The organism is Halopseudomonas pertucinogena (assembly GCF_014646575.1).
In the GTDB taxonomy this organism is placed as follows: Bacteria; Pseudomonadota; Gammaproteobacteria; order Pseudomonadales; family Pseudomonadaceae; genus Halopseudomonas; species Halopseudomonas pertucinogena.
On sequence record NZ_BMNN01000001.1, the window covers coordinates 366,119 to 392,389 of the forward strand.

A 26,271-nucleotide genomic window follows, 5' to 3' on the forward strand; every position below is an offset into this window, starting at 1 on the left:
ACCTGAGCAGAGCTTTATTTATCTGGCTGCTGCAACTGGTTGTGTAGTGTGGTCAAAGTTGATCATTGACGCGAAGAGCGCATAATTCTCACTGCCAGTCGTGCTTCAACATGGGCTGCGACAAGCTTTTGATGCAAATGGAAGTTGCGGTTGTTTTTTATTTTCCTGTATGTTGTATATGTTGTCTTGAGTTATATTCTTTAAGTAGTTGATGTTGGTTTGATTTGTGTGATAATGGGGGTGGTTTAATGGAAGTAATGTTGTTGTTGGTGGTGGTGTATTTTCTTCCGGCAATAGTGGCAGGGATGAGGTCTCACCACTCCGCTGGGGCAATATTTGTGTTGAACTTACTTCTTGGTTGGACGCTGCTGGGTTGGGTCGTTGCACTGGTTTGGGCTTTCACCCGACCTACACCGAGCCATACAGTTTTACTTCAGTCTAGAGATATAGAGCCAAGTGTGGCAGATGAAATACGTAAGTTGGCTGATCTGAAGAGTGAGGGGTATATAACTGATGATGATTTTAATAAAAGAAAGGCTGAGCTGTTCAGGAAGGGAAGATAGTGTAGCTTGTTTTTATATTAGGCTGACTGCGTGGTTGGAAGGGGACAGCCGGAGCGGAACCGGCTGGGTGTGAACGCGGGTCTTGAAGCCCGTGCAAAAGGGCCCCGGCGAAACGCTGGTTATCAGATTGGAGAAGCAGGGAAATCTTGTGGTAATCGTAGGCGTTCAGTGAGCCGCTGTTTTAACCCTCAGCGGATACCGCCGAATGAGTTATTCCAACCTGACCCTTGCAGCCTGGAATGGCGATGAGCTGATTTGGGGGGGCGCATAATATGAGCATCCAGTCACTTTGAGTGGGAATGAAGCAGAATGAATAAAGAAAGCTATCTGGCCGAAATCGAGCTTCGTTTGCGCCGTTACTTTTCCGCCTCCCGGGACGGCTACAAACCGCCAGCGGAGGACCGCCACCGTCTGGAAGGCTTTATGCAGGGTGCGGTTTTCATGGGGTTTGCTACCAGTGCGGAGCTGGGCAGGGTGATGGAGCGTATTCACTTCGATGTGTTCGGCAAGAGCATCGAGGAACGGCGCCAGGAGGGTGGGGCACGTTGGCAGGAGTCTTTGATCAATTACGATCGGTATGACCAGCCGGCCTATGAGCGCAGCGGGCGTTCGCAGCCGGACATGTGAATAGGAAGATCAGGGCATGTATCGTTGGGTTGGACTGTTATTGCTGATAGCTACCTTCGCTGCCAACGGGCAGGGAGTCTGCAGTGCTTCTGTTGCAGAAGCCAGTCTGCCCGCCGCTCAGGCGGCTGAAGGGCAGACTCTGCTGCTCGCCGGGAAGGGGAGGCTGGCGCTTGATCTCAGCGAGTCGGCGGTGACCATTGCTCATCTTCCGGAAATGCTGATCGTCAAATTCGCCGATGGCGCTACGCTGTCCCATCGTTGGATGGCGCCGTCGGAGCTCCGTGAAGACCAGTCCAGTGATCTGCCCTTTGTGGACTTCGTACGTCTGGTATTCAGAGAAGATGTGTCTGACGCCTCCGGTGCTGATCGGGATGAGGCAGATGCCGTCTGGCGCGCCATGATGTCTGGCTGCATAGATGCCAGGCATTACCAGCTTGCCGGTACGGATCTTTTCACCTACTCGCAGACGCGCGCCGGTGGTGAGCGCTACCACGCCTTTTTCATTCTGGATGACGACTTTGTTCATTACCTCGATGTTCTTGGCAGTGATTCCCTTGCCGATGCGCTGTTGGCTGGCCTGAGGATACGGGATCGAGCCGGGCCATAATTCCTGCCTCCCGAAGCACCCCATTCTCCGCCTTACATCGCCACCTTCCGCACATTCCCCTGCGCCTGCCGCGCCGTATATCTGCCCTTCTCATCCCGCTCTACATAGGCCACGGCAATGTCCCTGTCGTGGGTGAATACCAGTCTGCCGTTGCGTGCGACCATGTCGTTGAGCAGGGCTTCCTTTTCCTCGATAAGGGTTTCGGGGAAGCGGTCGTAGCCCATGGTGATGGGCAGGTGCAGCCAGGGGGCGCCGGGGATGAGGTCGCCGGGGAAGACCACCGGGCCGTCGGGCATGCTGAATTCGGGCAGCATCAGGCCGGGGGTGTGGCCGTCGCTGAAGCTGAAGCGCCAGTCCTTGCCCAGGGTAGGGGATTGCTGGCCGTCCTTGATCAATTCCACCCGGCCGCTGGCGTTGAGCAGGTTGATCAGCTGGGGGATGAAGGACGCCTGGTCCCGTGGGTGGGGGCGGCGGGCGCGGGCCCAGTGGCGTTCGCCGATGACGAAGGTGGCGTTGGGGAACAGCAGCTCCGGTTCTTTGCCTTCCTCCCAGGCGGTGAGCAGACCGCCGGCGTGGTCGAAGTGCAGGTGGGTGAGCACCACCACGTCGATGTCGGTATGGCTGAGGCCGACTTCCTTCAGGCTGTCGAGCAGGACGTGATTGTCCTCGACCACGCCGTAGCGCTCTTTCATCTGCGGTGAGAAGAAGGCACCTATGCCGGTCTCGATGAGGATGTTGCGGTCATCCTCCTGCACCAGCAGAGCCCGGCAGCTGAGGGCGATGCGGTTCTGCTCGTCGGTGTCGACCCAGCGGGACCACAGGGCCTTGGGGGCGTTGCCGAACATGGCGCCGCCGTCCAGTCGCTGGCTGTTGCCTTCGAGGGTGGTGAAAGTACGCATTGGGGTTCTCCTTAACCGGCCGCCGGGCTAACCCGACGGCCGGGGGCGTGTTACAGATTGAAGGTGTAGCCGATGATCAGCCGGTTCTCGTCCATATCGGTGGCGTAGTTGCTGCGATAGGTCGCGTTGCGCCAGTGCAGGGACAGGTTCTTCAGCGCGCCGCTCTGGATCACGTAGACCAGATCGGTGTTGCGCTCCCATTCCTTGCCGCGGCCACCGGCATGCTCGATGTTGTGGCCATGGGTGTAGCGGTTCATCAGCTTCAGACCGGGCAGACCCAGATCGGCGAAGGAATAGTCATGACGTACCTGCCAGCTGCGTTCGTCGCGGTTGGCGAAGTCCTGGATCTGCACCAGGTGGGCGAGGAAGGGGTCGGTGCCGTTGATGTAGGCAAAGCCGGTGTCGCCTTCCATGTGCTGGTAGCTGGTGCTGAAGCGGTGCATGCCGGCCTGGTAGCTCAGGCCCAGACTGGTCATGCGGTTGTCGATATTGCTGCGCCCGGCGTCGCTGGAGTCGGCATGGCGCAGATCCAGATTCAGGCGATGACCGTTATCCAGCTGCCAGCCGTGACCCAGGGTCAGATAGTGCTGGCGGTAGATGTCCTCCAGCTCGCCGACGTGCCAGCTGACCTTGGTCTGGTCACTGGCTTGCCAGCTCAGACCGACAAAGTCGAAGGCGCTGGCGTCGACGCCGGCGGCGTTGACCTGCACGTTCCGTGCCCCGCCCATGACCGGGGTCATGCGCTCATGGTTGGAGGAGTCGCGCAGGTTGATCCGGTCGAAGCGGCCCAGGTCCAGCTTGAGGGGCGCTGACGGATCGCTCTGCAGCCAGGCGCCGCGAAAGGTCTGCGGCAGCAGGCGGGTGTCGTTGTGCATGGCCAGCGGCAGGGACGGCAGCAGGGTGCCCAGGCGCAGTACATGGCCGTCCAGACGCAGGCGGGCGGTCAGGCCCAGCGCGCCGTACTCGTCCATGGCACGGCCGTCGCTGGTGCTGCGCTTGAGAATGCCGGTACCGCTGCGCTCGGGGCTGGAGTCCAGCTTGATGCCGAGCAGGCCGATGGCATCCACACCCAGGCCAAGGCGGCCGGGGGTGTAGCCGGAGTGCCATTCGGCGCGCATGCCCTGGGCCCATTCGTCGGCCTTGCTCTGGGTTGCCGCCGCGTGGCGGAAGTCGCGGTTGAAGTACAGGTTGCGCAGGCTGAGGCTGGCGGTGCTGTCTTCGAAGAATTCGGCCTGGGCGGGCAGGGTGCCGAGGCCACCGCCGAGCAGGGCGGCGGCGATGGCGATGCCTTTGGTCAGGTTGAGTCGGTTCATTGTGCGCCCTCCTGGCTGGTGGTCTTGACGTCGCTGACGCTGCGGAATTTCAGCAGGTGGGTGCGTTCCACCAGGATGTACAGTACGGCTCCGGCGGCCAGGCCCCAGCCCGCGCCGTAGACTGCCAGTACCACGCCCATGGTGCCGGCGATGCCGCGTTCGGTGTTGTTCTGCAGCTGCTCGAAGCCGACCATCAGGCAGATGTAGCCGGTGAGGATCAGCGTCAGCGACAGGGCGATCGGCAGTACCGGCTGGAAGAAGCTCACCAAGGGCAGCATGAACAGCGCGAGAAAGCCGCTGATCCAGAAGGTGCCGGCGCCGCTGTAGATGGAGTCCATCGCCTGGCGACCGTACTTGTAGCGCTCGGCCATGGTGGCGGCCACAGCCGTCCACAGCGGCCCGGCCAGACCGGGGTAGGGCGCGAAGAAGGCATGCAGTGCGTTGCGGATGGCAGTAACCAGATGCACGCGGTCGATGTTGTTCTCGATCACCTCGTCGGTGCGCAGCTCATCGGCGCGCTGCATCAGCGACTGGCCGACGATGATGTCGCCGAAGGCGATCACGTAGGCGATCACCGCGGTCGGTACCGCCAGCATGAACACCTGGGCATCCGGGAAGCCGACCTTGAAGGGCAGGTAGTTCCACATCTCGCCGAAGGCAGGCGCAGTGATGCCGAACTGGATGTCGGGCATGGCGTATTCGCCGGTGGCGATGCCGACGAAGATGGCGATCAGCATGCCCGGCACCATGCCGTAATTGACGATTTTGCGCGCAAGTGGAAAGCGACTGGTCAGGCCCTGGAAGGACACCGAGAACATCAGGTACAAGCACACCAGGCTACCGATCACCAGAGACACAGGCGTATTGGCCAGGCGCCCACCCGTATCGATCTCACCGATCAGCGCGGCGATACCGGCGCCGATGATGATGCCGCCCTTCATCGAGTTGGGGATCAGCCGCACCAGCACGGTGCCGAGCCGGGTGATGCCGAGGAACAGGAAGATCAGGAATACCAGGAACTGCAGGGCGAACAGCGCCTGGATGGCCTCCGGCCCCGGTTCGAAGTTGCCGAGAAACAGCAGCACCACCGGAATGCCCGGGGTGATCCAGCCGGGGACGAAGGGCACCCCGAGCAGGGCCGGCAGCATGAAGCCGACGCCGCACACCACCACATAGGCCAGGGCGACCTCGTAGGGCAGGCCCAGGTAGGTCTGCAGCAGGGGAATCATGCCCAGACTGACCACGAACATGATCAGCGCCTGGAGCATTTCTGCGGTTTCCCAGCGGTAGTGGATGAAGGGCAGGCGGATCTTGAAGGGACCGCAGGGCCAGTGGGGTTGCTCTGCGCCGTGGGCGCGCTTGTAGACTTGCATGTAAACACTCCTCTGGCCGAACGCCGGGTGCAGGGCAGGAGCGCCCGGCCTGACGGACGTCGGCTTATTGTTGTTGTGAAACAGGAAATGTTGCCGCGGTACGGCGATTGGCCGCCCGGCACCCCGCAGCGAGGGCTGCGGGGTATTCAGGTGTTCAGCGGATCAGCTGGCCTGGCGCTGGCTGGCCCATTCGCGCAGAACGTACTTCTGGATCTTGCCGGTGGAGGTCTTCGGCAGCTCGAGGAAGACCACGTCCTTGGGCACCTTGAACCCGGCCAGATGCTCGCGGCAGAAGCGCATGATGTCCTGCTCGCTGACCCGCTGGCCGGCCTTGAGGGTGATGAAGGCGCAGGGTGTTTCGCCCCACTTGTCATCCGGCTTGGCGACCACTGCGGCCTCCAGTACCGCCGGGTGCCGGTAGAGCACGCCCTCGACCTCGATGGTGGAGATGTTCTCGCCACCGGAGATGATGATGTCCTTGAGGCGGTCCTTGATCTGCACGTAACCGTCCTCGTGCCACACACCCAGGTCGCCGGTATGGAACCAGCCGCCCTCGAAGGCTTCGGCGGTGGCGGTCGGGTTCTTCAGGTAGCCCTTCATCACGGTGTTGCCGCGCATGAAGATCTCGCCGATGGTCTGGCCGTCCTTCGGCACCGGCTGCAGGGTCTTGGGGTCGGCGACCATCACCCCTTCCAGGGTCGGGTAGCGCACGCCCTGACGGGATTTGATCTCGGCACGCTCCTCCAGCGGCAGCTCATCCCACTCGCCGTGCCAGGCACAGATGGTCACGGGACCGTAGGTTTCGGTCAGGCCATAGACGTGGGCCACCTTGATGCCCATTGCCTCGACCGCGCCGATGACCTTGGCCGGTGGCGCTGCGCCGGCGACCATGGCATGCACCGGATGATCGATGGCGGCCTTGGCTTCCGGGGGCATGTTGACCAGCGCGTTGAGCACGATGGGTGCGCCGCACATGTGGGTGACCTGCTCGTCGTGGATCAGGTTGAGGATCTTCTGCGGGTCGACCCGGCGCAGGCACACGTGCACACCGGCCATGGCGGTGACTGTCCAGGGGTAGCACCAGCCGTTGCAGTGGAACATCGGCAGGGTCCACAGGTAGACCGGGTGCTGACCCATGTTCCAGGTCATCTGGTTGCCCATGGCGTTGAGGAAGGCACCGCGGTGGTGATAGACCACACCCTTGGGGTTGCCGGTGGTGCCGGAGGTGTAGTTGAGGCTGATGGCGTCCCACTCGTCATCCGGCAGTTGCCAGGCAAATTCGGGATCGCCCTCGGCGAGGAAGGCTTCGTAGTCCAGCTCGCTGGTGGGCTGACCTTCGCCGTACTCGGGGTCGTTGACGTCGATCACCAGCGGCGGATGGTCGAGCATGCCGATGGCCGAGTGCACTATGTCATGGAATTCGCGGTCGGCGATCAGCACCCTGGCTTCGCCATGCTGCAGCATGAAGGCGATGGCCTCGGCGTCCAGACGCACGTTCAGGGTGTTGAGCACCGCACCGATCATGGGCACGCCGAAGTGGGCTTCGAGCATTTCCGGAATATTGGGCAGCAGGGCGGCGACGGTGTCGCCCTTGCCGATGCCGCGATTCTTCAGGGCGGAGGCCAGGCGACGGCAACGGGTGTAGGTCTCGGCCCAGTTGCGGCGCACGGCACCATGTACCACGGCGGGATAGTCGGGATAGACACTGGCGGTGCGCTCGATGAAGGTCAGCGGCGACAGGGCAGTGTGGTTGACGGCGGTGGCCGGCAGGCCTTCCTGAAAGATGGACATGGCACTTATCCTGTATGGCGTTTTATTAGCTCTTGTTTAGAAAGAATGCCATTATCGAGACGGCATCCTTCTGGTTCTTGGAATCTTTTATAGGTTATCCGTTAAAGGATTGGAAGTATTACTAAGGTGGTATAGTAGTTATCCTATAAGGTGATGCGTGCCTGATAAGAATAAACACGCCGCCCCAGCACGAGGCTGGTGGCTACCCGCTGCAGACCCCCAGCCGGCGGTGGTGCTGGACGCCCGTGCCCGCCTGTGTGACTGGAATCCGGCCATGCATGCCTGGCTCAGCGCCGGGCTGGCGCCCGATCTGCTGCTGCCGAAAAACCTCGCCCATCTGGTCCAGGCGGTACTGGAACAGCAGCGCGCCATCGAGGATGTGCGCGTGGCGGTGCCCGACGGACGGCAGCTGCTGTGGAGCTTCTTTGCCCTGACCGACGGCCATGTGCAGGGGCGTGCCCGGGATGCCACCGAGACCCTGAGTACCTTTCAGCAGGCGCAGCAGGCGCGACGGCTGTATCGTCTGATCATCGAGAACACCACCGACCTCATCTCCCGGCACACACCTGGCGGCGAATTCCTCGACGCCTCCCCGGCGGCCTGGGCTCTGCTGGGCTACTGGCCGGAGCAATTGCGCGGTACTCGCATCCAGGAGCTGATCCACCCCCAGGAGCGTGATGAACTGGTGCAGCGCTATTCCCGGGCGCTGGAGCAGGACGGCTACCTCACCCTGAGTTACCGCATCCGCCACAGGGATGGCCATTACCTGTGGTTCGAGACCGCCAGCCGGGCTATTCGCGAGACCTATACCGGCAGTGTGGTGGAGGTGGTCAGCGTGTCCCGGGACATCACCGAACGGGTGCGCAGCGAGGAGCACAACCGGCGCCTGCAGGAGGAGCTGACCCACGCCACCCGCCTGGCCACCCTCGGCGAGCTGGCCTCGGGCATCGCCCATGAGATCAATCAGCCGCTGGCGGCCATCGTCAATTACGCCAGCGCCAGTCAGCGGTATCTGACGGCAATGCAGGCCGATGCCGAGCTGGTCCAGCGCCTGACCCTGGGGCTGGAGCGCATCAACAGTCACGCCCAGCATGCCGCCGAGGTGATCAAGCGGCTGCGCGCCTTTCTGCGCAAGGGGCCGCGCAAGGCGCAGCGCATCAATCCGGCGCAGTTGGCGGCCGATGCGCTGCGCCTCTGCGCCTGGGAGGCCCAGCAACAGCAGGTGGAGATCATCCAGCAGATACCGGCCGAGCTGCCCGATGTGCACGTGGACCCGGTGCTGATCCAGCAGGTGCTGCTCAACCTGCTGCGCAATGCCATCGAGGCCAATCAGGAAACCCACCCGGACTGCCCCTCGCGGATCTGGCTGACGCTGAGCCAGGATGAACGCCGGGTGCATCTGGAAGTCACCGACCAGGGGCCGGGACTGGCCCCCGAACAACTGGCCAGCCTGTTCACGCCGTTCTTCACCAGCAAGGAAGACGGCCTGGGACTGGGGCTGTCCATGAGTCAAAGCATCATCGAGGGCTTCGGCGGCGGGCTGGAAGCGCGCCCGGCCGAGAGCGGCGGCCTGTGCCTGCATGGCTGGCTGCCGGTATTGCCCGCACAGGAACAGGTAACGGAGAAGTGAATATGGAGATGCATCAGCAGCGCGTGTATGTGGTGGACGACGATCAGGGCATGCTGGAGTCCACCGTCTGGCTGCTGGAATCGGTAGGTCTGCAGGCGGTGCCCTTCACCTCCGGCCAGGCCTTTCTCGACAGCTGCAGCGAAGACATACCGGCCTGCGTACTGCTGGATATCCGCATGCCCGGTATGGGCGGGCTGGCGGTGCAGGACGCCCTGCGCGAGCGCGGCAGTCAGCTGCCGGTGATCTTCGTCAGCGCCCATGCCGATGTACCCATAGTGGTACGCGCCTTCCGCGCCGGCGCGGTGGACTTCATCGAAAAGCCCTACAACGAGCAGCTGCTGCTGGACAGCGTGCAACGGGCCCTGCGCCAGCGTGCGCGTCCCGCCGCCGCAGGGCCACAGGCGAGCGAAGTACAACAGCGCCTGGATCAGCTCACCCCACGGGAGCGGGACGTGCTGCTGCCGCTGGTGCAGGGCCGAAGCAACCGCGAGATAGCCGAGCAGCTGGGCATCAGCGTCAAGACCGTGGATCTCTACCGCTCCCGGGTGATGAAACGCATGCAGGCCGACAGCCTGCCGGCACTGGTGGGAATGTGTATCGGGGTGGGGTTGGTGGAACCCTTTACCCTGCAGCCGCGCTGAGGATCGGGCCGATGGACCGGGCAACCCTTGCGGTTGCCCGATATGCGTTTACAGCGGGTAGTTCTTCAGCTCCCGGGCGATCAGCAGGCGCTGGATTTCGCTGGTGCCTTCGTAGATCTGGGTGATGCGCGCATCGCGGTACAGCCGTTCCACCGGGTAATCCTCCAGATAGCCGTAGCCGCCGTGGATCTGTACCTCCCACGTCGCAGCTGCTTCTTAATGAGGGAAATCGCCGACACGTCTTGAGATGATGGCATCGCATCGCAGCTCACCCCTTTTCCCCGAATGCTGTCTAACGGTAGTGGCCAAAAGATATTACATCGGTTATCTTTCCGCTTTGCATCAAAAACAGATAAGTCTGAGAAGGAGAAAAAAAGGAAATGAATCCAATAATAAAGGCGCAACTTTCTACTTTCAGAGACATGAACCCAACTGAAAGATTAAGCGACTCGGACTTGTTTGAGGTGATGTCAATATTTTCAATTGAAAATGGGGTATTAGGGGAAAATATTGATCCGTTCCGGGCGCATCTGAGAGGGGAGGAGTTCGGGATTGATGGGGTCGCAATATCTATCCAGGGTACACTGTGCACAGATGCTGATGAGGCAGCTGAGATATTGTCTGTGGGAAAAAATCACGTTTCCGAATTTCATTTCTTCCAGTCGAAAACCTCCGAAAGTATGGATTACGGGGACGTGTCTAAGTTTCTAGATGCGGTTTATGACTTTTTTGTGTCCCAAGAGATGGTTTTGGGTGACCAGATAAAGAGTCTTGTTGAGGTTAAAGATGAGATTTATGGGGCTGCGGCCAAGGTAAGCCCGACATTACGATGCTTCTATTGCACTACTGGGACAGGCCAAGTTTCTGAGGTTATAGCCAAGTTAATAAACACAAATAAAGCTAGATTTGACGAGCTAAATATCTTTAGCAAGATTCAAATAGAGTGTGTGGGGGCGAAGGTTATACAAAATGGATTTAGATCGGCGACTAACTCCACTTCGGCGAAGATAAATTTCCCCAAAGCTGTGACGATGCCCAGCCATGATAAGGTGGATGAGGCTTATATTGGATATATTTCTGCCTCAGAAATTCTAGAGATTGCACTTGGTGATGCCGATCAGGAAGGCGTGCGTCATATAAATCGGGCTATTTTTTATGACAACGTTAGGGATTTTAATCCTGACTCTGATATTAATAAATCAATTATATCGGAGTTGGAGGGAGGTGATCTAGATTCGTTTGTTTTTAAGAATAATGGGATAACAATAGTATCAAAAAGCATAGATAGGAAGGGTGATGTTTTTACGCTTGAGGATTATCAGATAGTTAATGGTTGTCAGACGACTAATATATTGTCGCATGTGCGAGATAAGGCTGAGTTGATATCTGTCCCATTAAGACTAATAGGTTGTAGTGACTCTGATTTTGTCTCCAGTGTAATCATAGGGACGAATCGCCAGAATGATGTGCGGGAAGATCAGTTCTGGGCTCTGCTTCCCTTTATGAAGGATCTTGAGGAATATTGTGCAGCCCAGGCCGACCGCATATTTATAGAAAGACGAGATAACCAATATAGAGATGTCGCCGTGGAGCGTACTAGGATCTTACGCCCATCTGATTTGATGAAAGCAGCAGCTGCTATGTTCTTTTTCCAACCACACCGTGCAGCTCGTGATCACCGTGGAATACGCAAAGAGTACTCAGATAAAATATTTTTGAAAGATCATAATGTGGAGTTGTATTACGTAGCTGCCTTAGCGATATATAAGTTTGACTATTTGGTTCGATCGGCGAAAGTAGATAGGTCTCGGGTAATTTTCCGTTTCTACGCGCTCTACGCGTTAGTAAGAAAGTTCTGGAAAGCCCCCGATCTGCTAGAGGCTACGCAAAAAAAACAGAAGGTGGTCCGGGGACATGTTTTTAAAATCATTCAGGATAATGATAAGTTTGCAGAACATATCGAAGAAGTGGCGTCGCACCTTGAAATTCTTATAAAGGAATCAAGTAACAACTCGCGTGAGAGGGTTAGAGACTACATAAGGACCGAGACCGTAGTAGAAAAATTCACACTTGCGATGTTTGGAAAATAATGGGGCGTCACTGGTTAGATGATGCTGTGACCGCGTTGTGGCTTTCCGATTAGGCGGTCGCATTGGCTGCTTACTTCGTAATAGGAACCTCCTAATAAGACGGACGGCGCGGTAGGCCCGTTGCCCTGCGTTTACTTTAGGCTTCTACACGGCTCCAGAGCTACATTAGTGTGTGCTAGCTCGAGCGAGTTGGGTCGTAGATCAAAAAAGCGGGTTTTTTGTCGAGTAGTTGGCCGGGCAACCGCAAGGGTTGCCCGGTATGTGTTTACAGCGGGTAGTTCTTCAGCTCCCGGGCAATCAGCAGGCGCTGGATTTCGCTGGTGCCTTCGTAGATCTGGGTGATGCGCGCATCGCGGTACAGCCGTTCCACCGGATAATCCTCCAGATAGCCGTAGCCGCCGTGGATCTGCACGGCGTGGGAGCACACCTGCTCGGCGATCTCGCTGGCGAACAGCTTGGCCTGGGAGGCTTCCGACAGGCAGGGTATGCCTTCGGTGCGCAGGCGTGCGGCATGCAGGATCAGCAGGCGTGCGGCGTTGATGCGGGTGTGCATGTCGGCCAGCATGTTGGCCACGCTCTGGTGCTCGGTCAGGGGGACACCGAACTGGGTGCGTTCGCGGGCGTAGGTCAGCGCTGCCTCGAAGGCCGCACGGGCGATACCCACGGACTGGGCGGCGATGCCGATGCGGCCGCCTTCCAGGTTGGACAGGGCAATGGCCAGACCCTTGCCGCGGGGGCCGAGCAGATTCGCCTCGGGGATGCGGCAGTTGTCCAGGGTCACGGCGCAGGTGTCCGAGCCGCGGATGCCCATCTTGTGTTCCATGCGTTCGATCTTGAAGCCCGCGGTGTTGGTGGGGACCAGGAAGGCCGACAGACCTTTCTTGCCCAGTTCCGGGTCGGTCACCGCGAAGACGATGGCCAGGTGCGCGCGCTTGGCGTTGCTGACGAACTGCTTGGCGCCGTTGAGTACCCACTCGCCGTTTTCCAGTACCGCGCGGGTGCGCAGGTTGTTGGCTTCCGAGCCTGCCTGGGGCTCGGTCAGGGCGAAGCAGCCGATCTTGCGGCCGGCGGCCAGATCCGGCAGCCAGGCTTCCTGCTGTTCGGGGGTACCGAAGTTGAGCAGGGGGCCGCAGCCCACGGAGTTGTGGATGCTCATCATGGCGCCGGTAGCGCTGCAGCCGGCGGCGATTTCCTCGACCGCCAGGGCGTAGGCGACATAGTCGACGTAGCTGCCGCCCCATTCCTCGGGCACCACCATGCCGAGCAGGCCGAGTTCGCCCATCTGGCTCACCACGGCATCGTCGATCCAGCCGGACTTGTCCCACTCGGCGGCCCGGGGCGCCAGCTCGCTCTGGGCGAACTGGCGGGCCATGTCGCGGATCATCCGCTGGTCTTCATTGAGTTCGATATCGTGCATTTCTGTCTCTCCGTCAGGCGCGCTCGGCGGCCTGGCCTGGTTCAAAGCCGGCGAAGAAGGCGGCTACCCGTGCCGGGTCGACCTCGGCCAGAGTGGGCGGATTCCAGTGCGGGTTCTTGTCCTTGTCGACGATCAGCGCGCGCACGCCTTCCATGATGTCGCCATCGGCAAACCACTGGCTGTCCAGGTACAGCTCGAGGGCGAAGCAATCGGCCAGGGTCAGCTCTCTGCCCTGGCGCAGCAGCTCCAGGGTCACGCACATGGCCAGCGGTGACTTGGCATCGATGGCTGCCAGGGTCCGCTCGGCCCAGTCCTGGAAGGCCGGGCATTCCTCGGCTGCCAGGGAGGCGCGGATGCGGTGCATGTCGGGCTGGCTGAAGTGGTGGTCGATGGCCGAACGCATGGCCTTGATCTCGGAGCCCGGGATCTTCTGCGAGGCGCGTTTGTTCAGCAGCTGGTCGAGATCCTTCGCCGGCTCGGCGGACCAGTCCAGCTGGTTCAGTGCCTCGTCGAACTCGCCGATCAGCTCGCTGCCCAGGCAGTGGTCGGCCAGACCGCAGTACAGGGCGTCGGCCGCACGGATATGGGTGCCGGTTACCCCCAGATACTGACCGATGGCGCCTTCCAGGCGGGGCAGGAAGTAGCTGCCGCCCACATCCGGGAAGTAGCCGATGCCGGTTTCCGGCATGCCCATCTTGACCCGCTCGGTGATCACCCGGTGGGATGCGGCCTGGGCCAGACCCATGCCCCCACCCAGCACGAAGCCGTCCATCAGCGCCAGGACCGGTTTGGGATAGGCGTGGATCAGCTGATCCAGCGCGTATTCCTCGCGGAAGAAGGTCATGTACATGCCGTCGCCGGCCAGGTAGCTGTCGTACAGGCCGCGGATGTCGCCGCCGGCGCAGAAGGCCTTCTCGCCATTGGCGCGCAGTACCACCGCCTTGATGCCATCGTCCTGCAGCCAGACGTCCAGCTGACTGCGCAGCTGGCGCACCATGTCCAGGTTCAGAGCGTTGAGTCCGGCCGGCCGGTTCAGCGTCAGGTGACCGACGCTGTTGCGCACCTCGACCAGTACAGTCTGCTCGCTCATTTGATTGCTCCGTTGTACAGCTTGATGATCGCCGAGAAGTCCAGCGCGCCGTTACCCTGACTGCTGAAGGTCTGGTACAGCTGCTGGGCCAGGCCGCCGAGGATGACCGGCTGGCGCGCCTGCTTGGCGGCCTCGGTGGCCAGCCCCAGGTCCTTGAGCATCAGGTCGGTACCGAAACCGCCGGTGTAGCCGCGGGAAGCGGGCACGTTGTCCATGACGCCGGGGTAGGGGTTGTAGGTGTCGGAGCTCCAGTTGCGGCCGCTGGAGGTGTTGATGATGCCGGCCAGTACCGCCGGGTCCATGCCCAGGGACACGCCCAGGTTCATCGCCTCGGCGGTGCCGATCATGGTGATGGCCAGCAGCATGTTGTTGGCAACCTTGGCCACCTGGCCGTTGCCGCTGGGGCCGCAGTGCACGATGTTCTTGCCCATGGCCTGCAGCACCGGCAGGGCGACATCGAAGTCAGCCTTGTCCCCGCCGACCATGAAGGTCAGGGTGCCGGCGGTGGCGCCGCCGGTGCCGCCGGAGACCGGGGCATCGACCATGCGATTACCCTGCTTCTCGGCGGCTGCGGCCACTTCGCGGGCGCTCATGGGGTCGATGGTGGAGCTGTCGATCAGGCGCACCTGAGGGGCGACGTTGGCCAGCAGGCCGTCTTCACCCAGATAGACCGATTTCACATGGGGAGCGGCGGGCAGCATGGTGATGATCATTTCGACGTCGCTGCGCGCCAGTTCGGCGATGCTTGCTGCGGCGCTGGCACCGGCTTCGACCAGGCCGGCGACGGCGCTTTGGGAGAGGTCGGATACGGTGAGCTGATGCCCTGCCTTGAGCAGGTTCCGGGCCATCGGCCCGCCCATGTTGCCCAGTCCTATAAAGCCTATTTTCATGTGGGTTGCCTCATTGTTGTTGTCAGGCGGTCGGGCGTGCTGTGCACGCCATCGCGGCGGGGCGGTCCGGCGTCCCGGCGCCGCTCCTACAGATTCATGATCGAGCTCTTTTTTAGCTGTTTGTAGGAGCCCCGACCTCGGGGCGATGGCGCGCGGCGCGCGCCCTGTCACTCAGCCGTGCTTGAAATCGGGTTTGCGCTTCTCGACAAAAGCCTGCATGCCTTCTTTCTGGTCGGCGGTGGCGAAGATCGAGTGGAACACACGGCGCTCGAAGCGCACGCCTTCTGCCAGGCTGGTTTCGAACACGCGGTTCACGCATTCCTTGGTCATCATCACGCTGGGCAGGGACTTCTCCGCGATGACCTGGGCGGCCTTCAGGGTCTCGTCCAGCAGTTGATCTACCGGGAAGATCCGTGCAACCAGGCCCGCCTGCTCGGCTTCCTGGGCATCCATCTGGCGACCGGTCAGGCACATCTCCATGGCTTTGGCCTTGCCGATGGCGCGGGTCAGGCGCTGGGTGCCGCCGATACCGGGCAGTACGCCCAGGTTGATTTCCGGCTGGCCGAAGCGGGCGTTGTCGGCGGCATAGATGAAGTCGCAGATCATTGCCAGCTCGCAGCCGCCGCCCAGCGCATAACCGGCCACAGCAGCGATCAGCGGCTTGCGGCGGTTGGCGATGCGGTCGGCGGGGGAAAAGAAGTCGTCCATGTACACGCCGGGGTAGTTCAGTTCTGCCATCTGCTTGATATCGGCACCGGCGGCAAAGGCCTTGCTGGAGCCGGTCAGTACCACGCAACCGATATTCGGGTCGTTCTCGAACTGGTCCAGCGCCTGGTTCAGCTCGTCCAGCACCTGGGTGTTCAGGGCGTTCAACGCCTGGGGCCGGTTCAGGGTAATCAGGCCAACGCGCTCGCGGGTTTCGATCAGGATGGTTTCAAAGCTCATGTCTCTACTCCAACAAAAAGAGGCCGGCCTTTACTGAGCCGGCCTGTCAGGCGTCACTTCAGGGTGATGGTCGTATTAACCGCAGCGGCCTGCTCGTCGTCATCGAACCAGCGGGCGGTGATGGTCTTGGTCTGGGTGTAGAACAGGATCACCTGCTTGCCGTACGGGCCCAGGTCGCCCAGCTTGGAGCCGCGCGAGCCGCTGAAGGAGAACAGCGGTACCGGCACCGGAATCGGCACGTTGATGCCGACCTGACCCACGTCGATGTCTTCCTGGAAGCGGCGGGCAATGCCACCGGAACGGGTGAAGATGGCGGTGCCGTTGCCGTTCGGGTTGGCGTTGATGATCTCGATCGCCTCGTCCAGCGAGTCGGCTTCCATCACGCAGAGCACCGGCCCGAAGATTTCGGTGTCGTACACGCTCATGCCCGGCTTGACGCCTGCCAGGATGGTCGGGCCGACGAAGTTGCCATCGGCGTAGCCGGGGACGTCCGGGTTGCGGCCGTCCAGCACCAGCTCGGCGCCTTCATCGATCCCTTTCTGGATCAGACCATTGATGCGATCCAGCGCGGAGCGGGAGATGACCGGGCCCACATCGGTGCCCGGCTCGACGCCAGCGCTGACCTTGAGTGTCTGGGCCTTGCGGGCCAGCTCGGGCAGCCAGTTGCGCGACTCGCCTACCAGGATGATGACCGGCAGGGCCATGCAGCGTTGCCCGGCTGCACCGAAGGCGGCTCCGACCAGGTTGTTCAGGGTCTGCTCCTTGTTGGCGTCGGGCATGACGATGGCGTGGTTCTTCGCGCCCATCATGCACTGCACGCGCTTGCCGGCCTGGCTGGCGCGATTGTAGACGTGGGTACCGACATGGGTGGAGCCGACGAAGGACACCGCCTTGATATCCGGGTGGTCGCAGACGGCATTCACCGCATCCACGCCGCCGTGGATCACGTTCAGTACGCCCGGCGGGATACCGGCTTCCAGCGCCAGTTCAGCCAGGCGCATGGTGACCATGGGGTCCTGCTCGGAGGGCTTGAGCACGAAGGTGTTGCCGGTGGCGATGGCCATGGGGAACATCCACAGCGGGATCATCGCCGGGAAGTTGAACGGGGTGATGCCCGCGCAGACGCCCAGCGGCTGCAGCAGGGTGTAGGTGTCCACGCCGCCCGCGACGTTGTTGGCCAGTTCGCCCAGCTGCAGGTTGCCCACGGCGGAGGCATGCTCAACCACTTCCAGACCGCGGAACACATCGCCCTCGGCGTCGGCCAGGGTCTTGCCCTGCTCGGCGGTGAGGATGGCAGCCAGCTCCTTCATGTTCTCGCGGATCAGTTGCTGGTACTTGAGGAAGATGCGGGCACGGGCGCCGATCGGTGTCTTGCGCCAGGTCTTGAAGGCTTCCTTGGCGTTGGCCACGGCGGCGTTGATTTCGTCCTGGGTGGCGAAGGGCACACGGGCCAGGACTTCCTGAGTGGCCGGGTTGACCACGTCGCGCCATTGGTCAGTCTTCGACTCAACGAACTCGCCGTTGATCAGCAGCTTGACGGTAGGGATGTTGTTATTGCTCATTGTTGTCCTCTGGGGCCGCGGCCCTTGTCGTCTTGGAAGATGTCATGGATAGTAGCAGTGCGTTTTTCCCATAAACAATTGGCTCATTCGCAAGTTGGGTCTGCGTTTTTGCACAGGTAGCTAGGATGGATTGGGATAACCTGCGGTTTTTTCTCGAATTAAGCAGGGCGGGGCGACTGACTACGGCGGCGCGGCGGCTGGGCGTGGACCACACCACGGTGTCGCGGCGGGTGCAGGCACTGGAGAAGAATCTCGGCGTGGCGCTGTTTCTGCGTGACACCAGCGGCTATACCCTGACCGAGGCCGGCCGCAGCCTGTTGCCGCAGGTGGAGTTGATGGAAGGGGCCAGCGTGCGCATCGAGCAGGCGCTGCCCAACCCGGGCGACAGCCTGTCCGGGCAGGTTCGCATCGGCGCAACCGAGGGCTATGGCACCATGGTTGCTGCGCAGCTTGGCGAGCTGAGCCAGCGCCATCCCCATCTGAACCTTGATCTGCTGGCGCTGCCCCGGGCGGTGCGCCTGTCCCGCCATGAAGCGGATATCGTCATCACCCTGGAGCGGCCGGAACGCGGCCCCTTCATCATCACCAAACTGTCCGACTATGTGCTGCGGTTGTACGCCGGCAGGGATTACCTCGAACAGCACGGCCCGATCAACAGCCGGGCCGATCTGGAGAAGCACCGCTTTGTCAGCTATGTGGACGATCTGGTGTTCAGCAAGGACCTGCTATTTCTCGACGAGATTGCCGGCTCCGGTGCAGTGGGTGTGCGCAGTACCAGCGTGCTGGCGCAGCAGGAAGCGATTGCCGCGGGCGCCGGCCTGGGCATCCTGCCCGCATTCACCGCCGACCAGGACCCGCGCCTGCAACTGATCATGCCGGCGCAGATCCGCTTCATCCGCACCTTCTGGATGCTGATGCCCATCGAGCTGAAGGACATTGCGCGGATGCGGGTGACCTGGGATTTTCTGCGGGAGCAGGCGGAGCGGGAACGGGGGCGGTTGATGGGGAGGGAAACTATCGTTACGGAAGACAATAGAACTTGAGAGGCTTTTCAGGTCAGATGCGCAATGTGCATTGACTGAGATCGAGCGCTCGTGGTCAGCTCGCAGGTTTCGCACAAGCAGGAATACAAGAATGACAACATCAGCAGTTTATGTGGTCGGCGCAGCGCGTACGGCTATCGGTACCTTCGGCGGTACGTTAAAGGATACGGCGCTGTGCAGCCTGGCCACCACGGCAGTCAAGGCGGCGCTGGAACGCTCCGGGGTGGCGCCGGATCAGGTCGGTCACGTGGTCATGGGTAACGTGATCCCCACCGAACCGAAGGACGCCTACCTCAGTCGCGTTGCGGCCATGGATGCTGGCATTCCAAAGGAAACGCCGGCCTTCAACGTCAACCGCCTCTGCGGTTCGGGTCTGCAGGCAATTGTTTCCGCAGCGCAGAGCATCATGCTGGGAGACGCCGAGGTGGCGGTGGGCGGCGGTGCTGAAAGCATGAGCCGTGGCCCGTACATGCTGCCGGCCATGCGCTGGGGTGGCCGGCTGGGCGACGCCACGGCGCTCGATTACATGAACGGCATTCTGCATGACCCGTGGAAGCGCATGCATATGGGCGTCACCGCCGAGAATGTGGCGGCGCGCTACGGTATCTCCCGCCAGGCTCAGGACGAACTCGCAGCGGAAAGTCAGCGCCGCGCGGCACAGGCCATTGAAAACGGTTATTTCGCTTCCCAGATTGCTCCGGTCGAGATCAGGACGCGCAAGGGTACGCAGCTGTTTGAAGTGGATGAACACGTGCGCGCCGGCGTCACCGCCGAACAGCTGGCCGGTATGCGCCCGGTGTTCCAGCCGGAGAACGGTACCGTCACCCCCGGCAATGCGTCGGGCCTGAACGATGGCGCCGCCGCGCTGATGCTCGCCTCGGAACAGGCGGTCAAAGATCTGCAGCTCACCCCCATGGCGCGCCTGGTGGGCTACGCCCATGCCGGGGTGGACCCGGATTACATGGGCATCGGCCCGGTCCCCGCGGTGCGCCAGGTGCTGCAGCGCACCGGCCTGACATTGCAGGATATCGATGTCATCGAGGCCAACGAAGCCTTCGCCGCCCAGGCCTGCGCCGTGATGCAGGAGCTGGAGCTGGACCCGACCAGGGTCAACCCCAACGGCTCGGGCATCTCCCTCGGCCACCCGGTGGGAGCCACTGGCGCCATCATCAGCGTCAAGGCCATCTACGAGCTGCAGCGCACCGGCAGTCGTTATGCGCTGGTAACCATGTGCATCGGCGGCGGCCAGGGGATTGCCGCCATCTATGAGCGCGTCTGATTCAACCTGACGATGAAAGAGAGAGAACAATGACAATTCAGCAAGTAGGCGTCATCGGCGCCGGCACCATGGGTAACGGTATCGCCCAGGTTTGCGCCGCAGCGGGACTGTCGGTCACCCTGGTGGATATTTCCGCCGAGGCACTGGACCGGGCCATGTCCACCATGGCCGGCAGCCTGGACCGGCTGGTGCGCAAGGATCAGCTGTCGGAAAATCAGAAGCAGGAAACCCTGGCGCGGGTACGCACCACCACCGCCATGGCCGATCTGACCGAGGCGGATCTGGTGATCGAAGCTGCCACCGAGGTGCTGCACATCAAGGAGGCGATCATCCGGCAGGTGGACGAGGTGGTGCGCCCGGACGCGATCATTGCCACCAACACCTCGTCCATCTCCATCACCCGCATCGCCAGCGTCAGCAGCCGCCCCGAGCGCTGCATCGGCATGCACTTCTTCAATCCGGTGCCGGTAATGCTGCTGGTGGAGCTGATTGCCGGGCTGCAGACCTCGGAGCAGACCCGCGCCGCCGCCAGCGAGTTCGTCGGCCGCATCAACAAGACGGCTGTCAGCGTGCGCAACAGTCCCGGCTTTGCGGTCAACCGCATCCTGGTACCAATGATCAACGAAGCCATCTTCGTGCTGCAGGAAGGCATCGCCAGTGCCGAAGACATCGATCTTGGCATGCGCCTGGGCTGCAACCACCCGATCGGCCCGCTGGCATTGGCGGATCTGATCGGCCTGGATACCCTGCTGCAGGTGATGGAGGTATTCCACACCGGCTTCGGTGACAGCAAGTACCGACCTGCGCCGCTGCTGCGCGAGATGGTCGAGGCGGGCTACCTGGGCCGCAAGGCGGGACGTGGTTTTTACCCCTATTCTGGCTGATACTGTTACGACCCTATGGCAATGAGGATGTAGATGATGCTGAGAAACTGGATGTTGCTCGTGCTTCTGTGGATGGGGATGTCAGTCGGGGCAGCCCACGCGCAGAGCGAAGATGATGGTGCGGCGGCCCGCGCCCTGCTCACCGAAGCTGTTGAGTATTACAAGGAGAATGGCGACAAGGCGCTGGCGGTGTTCAGCCGGCAGGGGCCCTTTGTCAAGGATGATCTCTACGTATTCGCCATCAACACCAACGGCATCATGCTCGCCAGTGGCGGGCCGTCGGTCATGCTGATCGGGCGGGACATCATGAATACCATCGATGATGAGCTCAAGCCCAAGTTCCAGCGGGCGCTGAGCCAGCCCGAGAGCGGCGAGATCCTCGAGGCCGACTACCCCTGGGGCAGCTGGGATACCGGTGGCCGCAAGATCACCAAGCACGTCTACTTCCAGCGGGTAGGGGATACGGTCCTGGCGGTGGGCTACTACCGGCCGCGTGCCACCTCGGAGGAGGCGCTGCAGCTGCTGAACTCGGCGGTTGAGGCGGTCGGAGCCGATGCACGGGAAACCTTCAAGGCGATCAACGCACTGGATGAGCGCTTCTACAAGGACGACCTCTACGTCTTCGTGGTCGAGATGGACAGCCAGCGTATCGTCGCCCATGGCTCCAATCTGCGCCTGGTGGGTCGCGATCTGAGCGCTCTGGCCAACCGCGTGGGTCGTCCGATCAGTGCCGAGGATCTGACCCGGGTCAATGCCGAGGGTGCCATCGAGTTCGCCTACCAGTGGGAGCATCCCATCACCGGTGAAGTCGAGACCAAGCACGCCTTTGCCCGTCGGGTAGGCAGCTACCTGGTCGCCGTGGGCTATTACAAGCCCGAGGGCGAGCAGGCCGAGTGATGTCTCAGCTCTGCAGCTCGACCCGGTCGCGGTAGCAGTCCAGCGCCTCCGGGTTGGCCAGGGCTTCGGTATTGTTCACCGGCTGGCCGTGCACCACATTGCGCACGGCCAGCTCCACTATCTTGCCGCTGCGGGTACGCGGTATGTCCTGCACCGCAACGATGCGTGCCGGCACATGCCGTGGGCTGGCGTGCTGGCGGATCTCCTCGCGGATGCGTCGCTCCAGCGCGGCGTCCAGCTCCACCCCCTCACGCAACTGCACAAAGAGCACCACGCGCACATCCCCCTGCCATTGCTGACCGATGGCGACCGATTCCAGCATCTCGTCGATACGCTCCACCTGCCGGTAGATTTCCGCGGTGCCGATGCGCACGCCGCCGGGGTTGAGCACCGCGTCCGAGCGCCCGTGGATGATCAGGCCGCCGTGGGGCCGCTGCTCGGCATAGTCACCATGGGCCCAGACCCCGGGGAAACGCTCGAAGTAGGCGGCGCGATAGCGGCTGCCGTCCGCATCGTTCCAGAAACCCAGCGGCATGGACGGGAAGGCGCGGGTGCAGACCAGCTCGCCTTTTTCGCCGATTACCTGTTCGCCCTGGCCATTCCATACCTCCACCGCCATGCCCAGGCCCGCACCCTGCAATTCGCCGCGCCAGACCGGCAGCGTCGGGCTGCCCAGCGCAAAGCAGGAAACGATATCGGTGCCGCCGGAGATGGAGGACAGCTGCACGTCCGGCTTGATGTCGCGGTAGACGTAATCGAATCCTTCCGGCGACAACGGCGAGCCAGTGGAAAGGATGCAGCGCAGGCTGTCGAGCCGGTGGCTCAGGGCGGGACGCACCTGTTCCTTCTCCAGCGCGGCGAGATAGCGGGCGCTGATGCCGAAGGCATGGATGCCTTCGCTGTCGATCAGATCAATCAGGCGCTCAGGGTGCGGGTGGAAAGGTGCGCCATCGTAGAGCACCAAGGTGGCATTCACCGCCAGCCCTGAGACCAGCCAGTTCCACATCATCCAGCCGCAGGTGGTGTAGTAGAACAGCCGGTTGCCGGTGTTCAGGTCGGTATGCAGGCCCAGCTCCTTCAGGTGCTGCAGCAGCACACCGCCGCTGCGATGCACGATGCATTTGGGTACGCCGGTGGTGCCGCTGGAGTAGAGTATATACAGAGGGTGGTCGAAGGGCAGGGGCAGGAAAGTCGGCACACCGCCCGGCTGGTAGAAACTGTCCCAGTCGGTGGCCGGGACGTTGGTGCGCTCGGGGCGTTGGGTGCCGCGTTCGGCATCGACGAGTATCAGCTGCTTCACGCTGGACAACTGCGGCAGCACCTCGGCCAGCCGCTGGCCCAGATCGATGCGCTTGCCCGCATACTGGTAGCCGCCGCAGGCAATCAGAACCTTTGGCTCGATCTGCCCGAAACGATCAACGATGCCCCGGCTGCCGAAGTCCGGCGAGCAAGAGGACCATACCGCGCCCAGGCTGCTGGTTGCCAGCAGCGCCACCACCGCCTGCCAGCCATTGGGCAGGATCGCCGCCACCCGGTCTCCGGCAGTTACCCCCGCCGCGCTCAGGCTGCGCTGCAGGCCGGCGACATGGGCCCTCAGCTCGGCAAAACTGAGCTGCTGGCGCTCGCCGGATTCGCTGATGCTGATCAGTGCCGGCTGCTGGTCTGGGCCCTGCAACAGGTGGGCGGCGTAGTTCAGGGTCGCGCCGCTGAACCAGCGGGCCTCGGTCATGTGTCCGCTTTCTTCCAGGATTCGGCTCGGGGGAGTGGTGAACTGCACCTGAAAGAACGCCACCAACGCCTGCCAGAAATCAGCCCGCTCCTGGATGCTCCATTCATGCAGCTGGGCGTAGTCGGCCAGCGATAATCCGAACTGTTGATTCACCTGACGCCGGAAGGCGTCCATCCGGCTGGCGGCAATCTGCTCGCGGCTCGGTGTCCAGAGGGGGTGGGGCATGCTTTTCCTCCTGTTCCGTATTCTTGGAGGGCCGGGTTCCATCCCGGCCGTGGGGTTTTTCGGCAAGCGCGCTGTGTCGAGGTGGAACTCGACACTCCCGGTCGCGCCTGGGAGGGCCGGGTTCCATCCCGGCCCATGGGGTTGCTGCAAGCTCGGTGTGTCGAGATGGAACTCGACGTTCAGGTCGCGCCTGGGAGGGCCGGGTTCCATCCCGGCCATGGGGTTTGCTGCCAGTACGCTGTGTCGAGGTGGAACTCGACACTCCGGTCGCGCCTGGGAGGGCCGGGTTCCATCCCGGCCATGGAGGTTGCTGCCAGCACGCTGTGTCGAGGTGGAACTCGACACTCCCGGTCGCGCCTGGGAGGGCCGGGTTCCATCCCGGCCGTGGGGTTTGCGGCAAGCGCGCTGTGTCGAGGTGGAACTCGACACTCCCGGTCGCGCCTGGGAGGGCCGGGTTCCATCCCGGCCATGGGGTTTGCGGCAAGCTCGCTGTGTCGAGGTGGAACTCGACACACCCGGTCGCGCCTGGGAGGGCCGGGTTCCATTCCGGCCATGGAGGGGTTGCTGCAAGCTCGCTGTGTCGAGGTGGAACTCGACATTCCCGGTCGCGCCTGGGAGGGCCGGGTTCCATCCCGGCCGTGGGGTTGCGGCAAGCTCGCTGTGTCGAGATGGAACTCGACCGGGTCGCGCTCGACACTCCGGGTCGCGCTCGACATCCCGGGCTTACACCTTGCCCATCGCTCGACCGACCCGCGAGCCATTGTCCCGCCCCAGCACCTGGCAGATCCACTGTCCGGTCCTCACCAACTGTTCAATATCCACCCCGGTATCAATCCCCATGCCGTTGAGCATATAGAGCACATCCTCACTGGCCACGTTGCCGCTGGCGCCCCTGGCGTAGGGGCAGCCGCCCAGCCCGGCGACGGAACTGTCGAACACGCTGACGCCTTCCAGCAGGGCAGCGTAGATATTGCTCTGGGCCTGGCCGTAGGTGTCATGGAAGTGTCCGGCCAGTTGTTCGCGGGGCACACGTCGGCTGACTGTCTCGATCAGCTGCCGGGTAGCGCTGGCCACGCCGACCCCGATGGTGTCGCCGAGGGATATTTCATAACAGCCCATCGCCAGTAACTCGGCGCTGACAGCGGCGACCTGCTGCGGATCGACGCGGCCGTCATAGGGACAGCCCAGCACGCAGGAGAGGTAACCGCGCACCGCCATGCCCTGCTCGCCGGCCAGTGCCATGACCGGGGCGAAACGCTGCAGGCTTTCGCTGATCGAACAGTTGATATTGCGCTGGGAGAAGCCTTCGGAGGCAGAGGCAAAGACCGCGACTTCCGTTGCCCCGGCAGCGATCGCCGCCTCCATGCCCTGCAGGTTCGGCACCAGCGCGCTGTAGCGCACGCCGCTGCGGCGGCGAATGTTGCCGAAGACGGCGGCGGAGTCGGCCATCTGCGGCACCCAGCGTGGCGAGACAAAGCTGCCTGCTTCGATATGACCCAGCCCGGCGGCGGACAGTCTGTCCACCAGCTCAACACGCTGGACCAGGGTAACCGGCCTGGCTTCGTTCTGCAGACCGTCCCGGGGGCCGACTTCGACCAGGCGGACTTGCTGGGGCAGGGACATGGCTGGCTCTCCAATGCTGGCCAGTGGGTTTGTTCTGAGTATAGCGGTCCGCTGCCCCGCGGACAGCGCCGAAAAGTGTGCGATTATCGAACGCGGGCCTGTGGTATGCCGCCCGGATTTCCTATGCTGGCTCAGGTTTATGGCTCAGCGGTGTCAGCGAGGTGTCATGTCATGGTCAGTCTGTTGGGGCCCGAAAGTATTGTTTACCATCAGGCCGATCCGCGCAGGGTGTCGGATTACGTCAATCAGCACGTGGGCGTTCATGGCATCCACGGCGCCCGCCGTTCCGATCAGCAGGCCAGTCTGCGGCATCGGTCGTTTGGTCAGCTGGACCTGTGCAGCCTGCGCTACGGCGAGCAGATTCAGGTCAGATCCACGGCACTGGAAACCGTCTACCATCTGCAATTGCAGCTCAGCGGCCACTGTCGCTGGCTCAGCCGTGGGCAGGAGCACTATCTGAGCCCGGGCGAGATGCTGGTGATCAATCCCGAAGACCCGGTGGATCTGACCTATTCCCGCGACTGCGAAAAACTGATCGTCAAGTTGCCCGTGGGTCTGGTGCAACAGGCATGCAGTGAGAGCCAGGGCTCATCGCCCGCTGGGGGCATCCGGTTTGCGGCCAGCCTGCATTCCGCGCAGCAGTTGCCCGGCGTGGTTGAACTGCTCCGGCTGATCTGTCAGGAGGCCAGCAGTGCTCAGTGCCAGGGGCCGCTGGTTGAACAGTACGGACGCTTACTGGCAGCCAAGCTGCTGTGCACACTGGAAACCAGCATCGAGCGTGATCAGGCTGGCGAGAGCTGCCCTTCCTTCCGCCGCATCGCCGACTATATAGAGGCGCATCTGAAGAAGGATATTTCGGTGGAGCAGCTGGCCGAGTTGGCGCGCATGAGTTCGCGCTCGTTGTATCTGCTGTTCGAGCGCAAGGCAGGGACCACACCAAAGAACTATATCCGCCAGCGCAGACTGGAGCGCATTCACCAGCAACTGAGTCGGTCCCCGGGCAGCGTACGCAACATCACCGAGATCGCCATGGATTACGGCTTCATGCACCTGGGGCGCTTTTCGGAAAGCTACCGCAACGAGTTTGGCGAGCTGCCGTCGGATACCCTGCGCCGACATCACTGAGGCCGTTGCAGTAACCGGATAAAGCTGT

Annotated in this window: 22 protein-coding genes and 1 pseudogene; 11 read left to right on the plus strand and 12 right to left on the minus strand. The window is 62.0% G+C overall.

Going from position 1 to position 26,271, the window contains the following annotated elements; translation table 11 throughout:
• Positions 1 to 257 precede the first annotated feature (257 nt).
• The 3 genes from IEW63_RS01760 (at position 258) to IEW63_RS01770 (ending at position 1,797) form a co-directional block, all read left to right on the plus strand.
• Complete coding sequence (locus IEW63_RS01760; RefSeq protein ID WP_272872573.1) at positions 258 to 563, plus strand: superinfection immunity protein; 306 nt, start codon at positions 258 to 260, stop codon at positions 561 to 563.
• 309 nt (positions 564 to 872) lie between these two features.
• Entirely contained in the window at positions 873 to 1,190 is a 318-nt protein-coding gene (locus IEW63_RS01765; RefSeq protein ID WP_188634873.1) for a hypothetical protein, read from the plus strand.
• Positions 1,191 to 1,206: 16 nt separating this feature from the next.
• A complete protein-coding gene (locus tag IEW63_RS01770; protein WP_188634874.1) occupies positions 1,207 to 1,797 on the plus strand; it encodes a hypothetical protein in 591 nt (196 codons plus the stop codon).
• Between the two features lie 32 nt (positions 1,798 to 1,829).
• Here IEW63_RS01770 and IEW63_RS01775 read toward each other — a convergent pair whose 3' ends face one another.
• From IEW63_RS01775 to IEW63_RS01790, 4 genes are all read right to left on the minus strand, one after another.
• On the minus strand, positions 1,830 to 2,696 hold the full coding sequence (locus tag IEW63_RS01775) for an MBL fold metallo-hydrolase (RefSeq protein ID WP_188634875.1): 867 nt from the start codon (positions 2,694 to 2,696) through the stop codon (positions 1,830 to 1,832).
• A 50-nt stretch (positions 2,697 to 2,746) separates the two neighbouring features.
• Positions 2,747 to 4,009, minus strand: a complete 1,263-nt coding sequence (locus IEW63_RS01780) for an OprD family porin (RefSeq protein ID WP_188634876.1) — start codon at positions 4,007 to 4,009, stop codon at positions 2,747 to 2,749.
• Complete coding sequence (locus tag IEW63_RS01785; protein ID WP_188634877.1) at positions 4,006 to 5,382, minus strand: solute carrier family 23 protein; 1,377 nt, start codon at positions 5,380 to 5,382, stop codon at positions 4,006 to 4,008. The genes IEW63_RS01780 and IEW63_RS01785 overlap by 4 nt, the downstream gene beginning before the upstream one ends.
• 162 nt (positions 5,383 to 5,544) lie before the next feature.
• Positions 5,545 to 7,173, minus strand: coding sequence for an acyl-CoA synthetase (locus tag IEW63_RS01790; RefSeq protein ID WP_188634878.1), 1,629 nt, complete (start codon positions 7,171 to 7,173; stop codon positions 5,545 to 5,547).
• Positions 7,174 to 7,330: 157 nt separating this feature from the next.
• Between IEW63_RS01790 and IEW63_RS01795 the strand changes: the two genes are divergently transcribed.
• Together IEW63_RS01795 and IEW63_RS01800 are read left to right on the plus strand one after the other, a co-directional pair.
• Positions 7,331 to 8,803, plus strand: a complete 1,473-nt coding sequence (locus IEW63_RS01795) for a sensor histidine kinase (protein ID WP_229710278.1) — start codon at positions 7,331 to 7,333, stop codon at positions 8,801 to 8,803.
• A 2-nt stretch (positions 8,804 to 8,805) separates the two neighbouring features.
• Positions 8,806 to 9,444 (plus strand): response regulator transcription factor, encoded by a 639-nt coding sequence (locus IEW63_RS01800; protein ID WP_229710279.1) that lies wholly within the window; start codon positions 8,806 to 8,808, stop codon positions 9,442 to 9,444.
• A 48-nt stretch (positions 9,445 to 9,492) separates the two neighbouring features.
• Here IEW63_RS01800 and IEW63_RS01805 read toward each other — a convergent pair.
• Positions 9,493 to 9,645 (minus strand): annotated as a pseudogene (locus IEW63_RS01805) (acyl-CoA dehydrogenase family protein); the annotation flags it as partial.
• Between the two features lie 179 nt (positions 9,646 to 9,824).
• Here IEW63_RS01805 and IEW63_RS01810 point away from each other — a divergent pair.
• Positions 9,825 to 11,534, plus strand: a complete 1,710-nt coding sequence (locus IEW63_RS01810) for an AIPR family protein (RefSeq protein WP_188634879.1) — start codon at positions 9,825 to 9,827, stop codon at positions 11,532 to 11,534.
• Positions 11,535 to 11,799: 265 nt separating this feature from the next.
• Here the strand turns inward: IEW63_RS01810 and IEW63_RS01815 are convergent, their stop codons facing one another.
• The 5 genes from IEW63_RS01815 to IEW63_RS01835 form a co-directional block, all read right to left on the minus strand.
• A complete protein-coding gene (locus tag IEW63_RS01815) occupies positions 11,800 to 12,951 on the minus strand; it encodes an acyl-CoA dehydrogenase family protein (RefSeq protein WP_188634880.1) in 1,152 nt (383 codons plus the stop codon).
• A gap of 13 nt (positions 12,952 to 12,964) precedes the next feature.
• The gene (locus IEW63_RS01820) at positions 12,965 to 14,041 is read right to left on the minus strand and encodes an enoyl-CoA hydratase/isomerase family protein (protein ID WP_188634881.1); all 1,077 of its coding nucleotides are present in this window, start codon (positions 14,039 to 14,041) and stop codon (positions 12,965 to 12,967) included.
• Positions 14,038 to 14,931 carry a 3-hydroxyisobutyrate dehydrogenase gene (mmsB, locus tag IEW63_RS01825; RefSeq protein ID WP_188634882.1) on the minus strand — a complete coding sequence of 298 codons (894 nt, stop codon included), beginning with the start codon at positions 14,929 to 14,931 and terminating at the stop codon, positions 14,038 to 14,040. The genes IEW63_RS01820 and mmsB overlap by 4 nt, the downstream gene beginning before the upstream one ends.
• 171 nt (positions 14,932 to 15,102) lie before the next feature.
• Positions 15,103 to 15,876 (minus strand): enoyl-CoA hydratase, encoded by a 774-nt coding sequence (locus IEW63_RS01830; RefSeq protein ID WP_188634883.1) that lies wholly within the window; start codon positions 15,874 to 15,876, stop codon positions 15,103 to 15,105.
• A gap of 53 nt (positions 15,877 to 15,929) precedes the next feature.
• The gene (locus tag IEW63_RS01835; RefSeq protein ID WP_188634884.1) at positions 15,930 to 17,438 is read right to left on the minus strand and encodes a CoA-acylating methylmalonate-semialdehyde dehydrogenase; all 1,509 of its coding nucleotides are present in this window, start codon (positions 17,436 to 17,438) and stop codon (positions 15,930 to 15,932) included.
• A 125-nt stretch (positions 17,439 to 17,563) separates the two neighbouring features.
• Between IEW63_RS01835 and IEW63_RS01840 the strand changes: the two genes are divergently transcribed.
• The 4 genes from IEW63_RS01840 to IEW63_RS01855 all read left to right on the plus strand — a co-directional run bounded on the left by IEW63_RS01840 (position 17,564) and on the right by IEW63_RS01855 (position 21,541).
• Positions 17,564 to 18,481, plus strand: coding sequence for a LysR family transcriptional regulator (locus tag IEW63_RS01840; protein WP_188634885.1), 918 nt, complete (start codon positions 17,564 to 17,566; stop codon positions 18,479 to 18,481).
• A 91-nt stretch (positions 18,482 to 18,572) separates the two neighbouring features.
• On the plus strand, positions 18,573 to 19,760 hold the full coding sequence (locus IEW63_RS01845; protein WP_188634886.1) for an acetyl-CoA C-acyltransferase family protein: 1,188 nt from the start codon (positions 18,573 to 18,575) through the stop codon (positions 19,758 to 19,760).
• A gap of 29 nt (positions 19,761 to 19,789) precedes the next feature.
• Positions 19,790 to 20,644 carry a 3-hydroxybutyryl-CoA dehydrogenase gene (locus IEW63_RS01850; protein WP_188634887.1) on the plus strand — a complete coding sequence of 285 codons (855 nt, stop codon included), beginning with the start codon at positions 19,790 to 19,792 and terminating at the stop codon, positions 20,642 to 20,644.
• Between the two features lie 78 nt (positions 20,645 to 20,722).
• Positions 20,723 to 21,541 carry a cache domain-containing protein gene (locus IEW63_RS01855; RefSeq protein WP_229710280.1) on the plus strand — a complete coding sequence of 273 codons (819 nt, stop codon included), beginning with the start codon at positions 20,723 to 20,725 and terminating at the stop codon, positions 21,539 to 21,541.
• Between the two features lie 4 nt (positions 21,542 to 21,545).
• Here IEW63_RS01855 and IEW63_RS01860 read toward each other — a convergent pair whose 3' ends face one another.
• On the minus strand, positions 21,546 to 23,495 hold the full coding sequence (locus tag IEW63_RS01860; RefSeq protein WP_188634888.1) for an acetoacetate--CoA ligase: 1,950 nt from the start codon (positions 23,493 to 23,495) through the stop codon (positions 21,546 to 21,548).
• A 723-nt stretch (positions 23,496 to 24,218) separates the two neighbouring features.
• Positions 24,219 to 25,118: a hydroxymethylglutaryl-CoA lyase gene (locus IEW63_RS01865; RefSeq protein WP_188634889.1), complete on the minus strand. Its 900-nt coding sequence runs from the start codon at positions 25,116 to 25,118 to the stop codon at positions 24,219 to 24,221.
• Positions 25,119 to 25,289: 171 nt separating this feature from the next.
• On the opposite strand from IEW63_RS01865, the gene IEW63_RS01870 reads away from it, so the two are divergent.
• A complete protein-coding gene (locus IEW63_RS01870; RefSeq protein WP_188634890.1) occupies positions 25,290 to 26,243 on the plus strand; it encodes an AraC family transcriptional regulator in 954 nt (317 codons plus the stop codon).
• The last annotated feature ends 28 nt before the right edge of the window (positions 26,244 to 26,271 follow it).

Bases quoted from the DNA above. Each gene is read 5' to 3' on its own strand.
- IEW63_RS01815 (WP_188634880.1), bottom strand. From the start codon at position 12,951: ATGCACGATATCGAACTCAATGAAGACCAGCGGATGATCCGCGACATG.
- IEW63_RS01800 (WP_229710279.1), top strand. From the start codon at position 8,806: ATGGAGATGCATCAGCAGCGCGTGTATGTGGTGGACGACGATCAGGGC.
- IEW63_RS01845 (WP_188634886.1), top strand. From the start codon at position 18,573: ATGACAACATCAGCAGTTTATGTGGTCGGCGCAGCGCGTACGGCTATC.
- mmsB (WP_188634882.1), bottom strand. From the start codon at position 14,931: ATGAAAATAGGCTTTATAGGACTGGGCAACATGGGCGGGCCGATGGCC.
- IEW63_RS01790 (WP_188634878.1), bottom strand. From the start codon at position 7,173: ATGTCCATCTTTCAGGAAGGCCTGCCGGCCACCGCCGTCAACCACACT.
- IEW63_RS01775 (WP_188634875.1), bottom strand. From the start codon at position 2,696: ATGCGTACTTTCACCACCCTCGAAGGCAACAGCCAGCGACTGGACGGC.
- IEW63_RS01855 (WP_229710280.1), top strand. From the start codon at position 20,723: ATGTCAGTCGGGGCAGCCCACGCGCAGAGCGAAGATGATGGTGCGGCG.
- IEW63_RS01840 (WP_188634885.1), top strand. From the start codon at position 17,564: ATGGATTGGGATAACCTGCGGTTTTTTCTCGAATTAAGCAGGGCGGGG.
- IEW63_RS01865 (WP_188634889.1), bottom strand. From the start codon at position 25,118: ATGTCCCTGCCCCAGCAAGTCCGCCTGGTCGAAGTCGGCCCCCGGGAC.
- IEW63_RS01870 (WP_188634890.1), top strand. From the start codon at position 25,290: ATGGTCAGTCTGTTGGGGCCCGAAAGTATTGTTTACCATCAGGCCGAT.
- IEW63_RS01835 (WP_188634884.1), bottom strand. From the start codon at position 17,438: ATGAGCAATAACAACATCCCTACCGTCAAGCTGCTGATCAACGGCGAG.
- IEW63_RS01760 (WP_272872573.1), top strand. From the start codon at position 258: ATGTTGTTGTTGGTGGTGGTGTATTTTCTTCCGGCAATAGTGGCAGGG.
- IEW63_RS01850 (WP_188634887.1), top strand. From the start codon at position 19,790: ATGACAATTCAGCAAGTAGGCGTCATCGGCGCCGGCACCATGGGTAAC.
- IEW63_RS01820 (WP_188634881.1), bottom strand. From the start codon at position 14,041: ATGAGCGAGCAGACTGTACTGGTCGAGGTGCGCAACAGCGTCGGTCAC.
- IEW63_RS01830 (WP_188634883.1), bottom strand. From the start codon at position 15,876: ATGAGCTTTGAAACCATCCTGATCGAAACCCGCGAGCGCGTTGGCCTG.
- IEW63_RS01860 (WP_188634888.1), bottom strand. From the start codon at position 23,495: ATGCCCCACCCCCTCTGGACACCGAGCCGCGAGCAGATTGCCGCCAGC.
- IEW63_RS01770 (WP_188634874.1), top strand. From the start codon at position 1,207: ATGTATCGTTGGGTTGGACTGTTATTGCTGATAGCTACCTTCGCTGCC.
- IEW63_RS01780 (WP_188634876.1), bottom strand. From the start codon at position 4,009: ATGAACCGACTCAACCTGACCAAAGGCATCGCCATCGCCGCCGCCCTG.
- IEW63_RS01810 (WP_188634879.1), top strand. From the start codon at position 9,825: ATGAATCCAATAATAAAGGCGCAACTTTCTACTTTCAGAGACATGAAC.
- IEW63_RS01785 (WP_188634877.1), bottom strand. From the start codon at position 5,382: ATGCAAGTCTACAAGCGCGCCCACGGCGCAGAGCAACCCCACTGGCCC.
- IEW63_RS01765 (WP_188634873.1), top strand. From the start codon at position 873: ATGAATAAAGAAAGCTATCTGGCCGAAATCGAGCTTCGTTTGCGCCGT.